General features: G+C 64.2%; 4 protein-coding genes. 2 read left to right on the top strand and 2 right to left on the bottom strand.

Translation table 11 applies throughout. The annotated features are described in order from the left end of the window. Both E5W87_RS15720 and hutI read right to left on the bottom strand, forming a co-directional pair. A partial coding sequence (locus E5W87_RS15720; protein WP_292398955.1) for an aromatic amino acid lyase occupies positions 1–1,005 on the bottom strand: 1,005 nt, incomplete at its 3' end. Then, entirely contained in the window at positions 1,002–2,237 is a 1,236-nt protein-coding gene (gene hutI / locus E5W87_RS15725; RefSeq protein ID WP_292398958.1) for an imidazolonepropionase, read from the bottom strand. The genes E5W87_RS15720 and hutI, both read right to left, overlap by 4 nt. A 100-nt stretch (positions 2,238–2,337) precedes the next feature. Here hutI and E5W87_RS15730 point away from each other — a divergent pair, with 100 nt between their 5' ends. Together E5W87_RS15730 and E5W87_RS15735 are read left to right on the top strand one after the other, a co-directional pair. Further along, positions 2,338–3,690 (top strand): formimidoylglutamate deiminase, encoded by a 1,353-nt coding sequence (locus E5W87_RS15730; protein WP_292398961.1) that lies wholly within the window; start codon positions 2,338–2,340, stop codon positions 3,688–3,690. After that, a partial coding sequence (locus E5W87_RS15735; RefSeq protein WP_292398963.1) for a GntR family transcriptional regulator occupies positions 3,687–4,182 on the top strand: 496 nt, incomplete at its 3' end. The genes E5W87_RS15730 and E5W87_RS15735, both read left to right, overlap by 4 nt.

Here is a 4,182-nt window from a genome sequence, read left to right on the forward strand (position 1 = left end):
GGCCACCGGTTCGGCGTGGAAATTGCCGCCGGAAAGTGCCGTGTCGTCCTCGGCGAAGATCAGAGGATTGTCGGTGACGCCGTTGGCCTCGGTGCCCAGCGTGTCGGCGGCCTGGCGCAGCACGCTGAGCGCCGCCCCCATCACCTGCGGCTGGCAGCGCAGGCAGTACGGATCCTGCACGCGCTCGTCGCCGAGCCGGTGCGATTCACGGATGGCGCTGCCGGCCATCAGGTTGCGCAACGCCTCTGCCGTCTCGATCTGGCCAGGATGCTTCCTGAGCAAATGGATGCGCGGATCGAAGGGGGCGTCGGAGCCCTTGGCGGCATCGGTCGAAAGCGCGCCGGCGACCAGCGCCGACTGGTAGAGCACTTCGGCGTCGAACAGGGCGGCCAACGCATAGGCGGTCGAGAACTGCGTGCCGTTGAGCAGCGCCAACCCTTCCTTGGCGCCAAGCGTGACCGGTTCCAGCCCGTGCGAGACAAAGGCGACCTTGGCCGGGAACCGGCCATGCGGGGTAAAGCACTCGCCGACGCCGATCATCACCGCCGTCATGTGCGACAGTGGCGCGAGATCGCCGGAGGCGCCGACGGAGCCTTGCGCAGGAACCACCGGAATTACGTCATTGGCCAGCATCGCTTCCAGCAGCTCGATTGTCTGCGGCCGCACGCCGGAAGCACCCTGGGCCAGGCTGGCCAGTTTCAGCGCCATCATCAGCCGGCAAATAGCAACCGACATAGGCTCACCGACACCGGCGGCATGGGACAGCACGATGTTGCGTTGAAGTGTCTCGAGGTCGGCGGCGGGAATGCGGACGCTGGCCAATTTGCCGAAACCGGTGTTGATGCCATAGACCGGCTCACCCCTGGCGACGATCCGCGCAACCGCCTCGGCGCTGGCCTTGATCTTCGGCCGGCAGGCGGCATCCAGCTTCGGCACGGCGCCACGATAGATTTCGCGCCAGTCGGCCAGCGTTGTGTTGCCCGGCTTTAGTTTGAGTTGGCTCATTGTCCTCTCCAGATGCGGGCATGCAGCGGGTTGAAGCCCATGCGGTAGACGAGCTCGGCCGGTCGCTCGATGTCCCAGATCGCCAGGTCGGCCGATTTTCCGACCTCCAGCGTGCCGGTTTGTCCGAGCAGTCCGAGCGCGCGGGCGGCCTCACGGGTAATACCGGCAAGGCATTCGTCGACGGTCAGACCAAACAAAGTTGCCGCCATGTTCATGATCAGCAGAAGCGAGGTCAGCGGCGAGGTGCCGGGATTGCAATCGGTGGCGACCGCCATTTTGACGCCGTGCTGGCGAAACAGGCCGATCGGCGGCTTCTTGGTCTCACGGATGAAATAATAGGCGCCGGGCAAGATTGTCGCCACGGTTCCCGCCTTCGCCATCGCCGCCGCACCCGCTTCGTCAGTGTATTCGAGATGGTCTGCCGACAGGGCGCCATAGCGTGCCGCGAGTTCGGCGCCGTGCAGATTGGACAGCTGGTCGGCATGGAGCTTGACCGGCAGGCCTGCTGCTTTCGCCGCGTCGAACACGCGAGAGATCTGCTCGGGCGAAAAGGCGATGCCTTCGCAAAAGCCGTCGACGGCATCGGCCAGGCCCTCGGCAGCGACGGCCGGCAAAATCTCGTTTGCGACGAGATCGACAAAAACGTCCTTGTCGCCTTTCGCCTCGGGCGGCAGCGCGTGAGCCCCGAGGAAACTCGTCCGTACTGTTACAGGACGATGTTCGCCCAAGAGCCGCGCGGCGCGCAGGGATTTCTTCTCGTTTTCGAGATCGAGCCCATAGCCCGATTTGATCTCGATGGTGGTGAGGCCTTCAGCAATCAGCGCATCGAGGCGCGGCAGCGACTGAGCGACCAGCTCGTCGTCGCTGGCAGCGCGCAGCGCCGTGACCGACGAGACGATGCCGCCACCGGCCTTGGCGACCTCTTCATAGGTGGCACCGGCCAGCCGCATCTCAAATTCGTTGGCGCGGTTGCCGGCATGGACCAGATGAGTATGACAGTCGATCAGGCCGGGTGTGATCCAGCGGCCTTCGCAATCGACAATCTCGGCGCCTTGTAAAAGCTCAGCCGGCATGTCGGCTTCCGGGCCAGCATAGACGATCACGCCATCGCGTGCGGCGATCGCGCCGTGTTCGACGATGCCAAGTCCAGCGGCGTTTTCGGCCATGGTCGTCAGGCGCGCATTGCGCCAGAGGCGAACCTCCCCTGCCCGATCTTTGCTCTCTCCAGCCATCATCTTTTCCGTTTCAATCGGTGGCGATTATGTATATACATATTGAAACGCACTGCAAGTGGTATCATTGCACGGGACATAGGGAATCGGAGAGAAAAACGTGGCGGCGATCTTTGCGGAACAGGCGCTTCTGCCCGACGGCTGGCATTCCAATGCCCGGATCGTCGTCAGTGATGGCCGTATCACCACGATTGAGCCGAACGCGTCATCCCAGCCCGGTGACGAACGCCATGCCATCCTGCTGCCAGGCATGCCGAACCTGCATAGCCACGCCTTTCAGCGCGGCATGGCCGGCCTTGCCGAGCTTCGCGGCCCTTCAGCCGACAGTTTCTGGAGCTGGCGCGAGGTGATGTACCGCTTCGCATTGTCGATGACGCCGGATCAGGTCGAGGCGGTCGCCGCGCAGCTCTATGTCGAGATGCTGGAGGCCGGCTTTTCGCGCGTAGGCGAGTTTCACTATCTCCACCACGATCGTGATGGCCAGCCCTACGCCAACATCGCGGAAATGGCCGAACCCATCACTGCCGCTGCCGCCGACACCGGCATTGGACTGACGCTGCTGCCGGTCTTCTATGCGCACTCCTCCTTCGGCGGCGCTGCGCCGAATGAAGGCCAGCGGCGATTCATTAACGATGTGAATCGGTTCTCGCGGCTTGTTGAGAAATGCCGCGAATCCGTTCGCACCTTGAATCAAAGCGTCGTTGGCGTCGCCCCACACAGTCTTCGCGCCGTCACGCCGGACGAACTGGAAGACATCGCGGCAATGGTGCCTGGCGGACCGATCCACATCCATATCGCCGAGCAAGTGAAGGAGGTCGAGGACTGCCTTGCCTGGTCCGGGGCGCGACCGGTCGAATGGCTGCTCGCCAACGCCAAGGTGGATAGTCGCTGGTGCCTGATCCATGCCACGCATATGACCGAGACCGAGACAGCGGCCATGGCGAAAAGCGGGGCAATCGCCGGTCTCTGCCCGATTACCGAGGCCAATCTCGGCGATGGCACCTTTGCGGCCCCGCTGTTCAAACAACATGGCGGCCGCTTCGGTATCGGCTCCGATTCCAACGTGCTGATCGGCCTGCCCGACGAATTGCGGCAGCTCGAATATTCGCAGCGCCTCGCCCACCGTGCCCGCAACGTGCTGGCGGTGGCGGGCGGCTCGACCGGCCGCGCGCTGTTCGATGCAGCGCTCGACGGCGGCAGTGCCGCCCTTGGCGCAGGCCCCTCGCGGATCGCCGCTGGTGCCTCGGCCGATTTCGTCTCGCTGGACGGCAGTCATCCTTCGCTGGCCGGCAGGACGGGCGATGCAGTGCTCGACGCCTGGATCTTCGCCAACGGCACCAAGGTCGATTGCGTCTGGGTGCATGGCAAGAAACTGGTCAGCGGCGGGAGGCATGCAAGGCGCGACACCATTGCCGAGCGTTTTCGCCAGGTGATGACGGAACTTGCAGGATGAGCACAATCGAGACGGTGGATGTGGACGTCGGCGAGCCTCTCTCGCTGCATCAGCGCATCCTGTCCGACATCAGCGAGCGGATCCTCTCCGGCGCCTGGGCGCCCGGCCACCGCATCCCGTTCGAGCACGAACTGACGGCCGAGTACAAATGTTCGCGCATGACGGTGAACAAGGCTTTGTCGCAGCTTGCCAAGGCCGGGCTGATCGAGCGCCGCCGCCGCTCCGGCAGCTTTGTCCGGCGGCCGCAGTCGCAAGCCGCGGTGTTGGAAATCCACGACATCAGGATCGAGGTCGAGGCGCTCGGCCTGCCCTATCGCTACGAGCGTGTGGCGCGACATAAAAGGCGCAGCAGCGCCGAGGATCGCGCCTTGTTGGAACTCGACTCCAACGGGCCGGTGCTGGCGCTGGAATGCCGGCATTTCGCCGGCAAGCGGCCGTTCGCCCACGAACAGCGGCTAATCAACCTGACCGCCGTGGCCGAGGCCGCCAACG

Origin of the sequence: Mesorhizobium sp. (assembly GCF_004962925.1) — a bacterium.
Lineage (GTDB): Bacteria > Pseudomonadota > Alphaproteobacteria > Rhizobiales > Rhizobiaceae > Mesorhizobium.

Coding starts and splice junctions, on each gene's coding strand:
- hutI (WP_292398958.1), bottom strand. CDS start 2,237: ATGGCTGGAGAGAGCAAAGATCGGGCAGGGGAGGTTCGCCTCTGGCGC.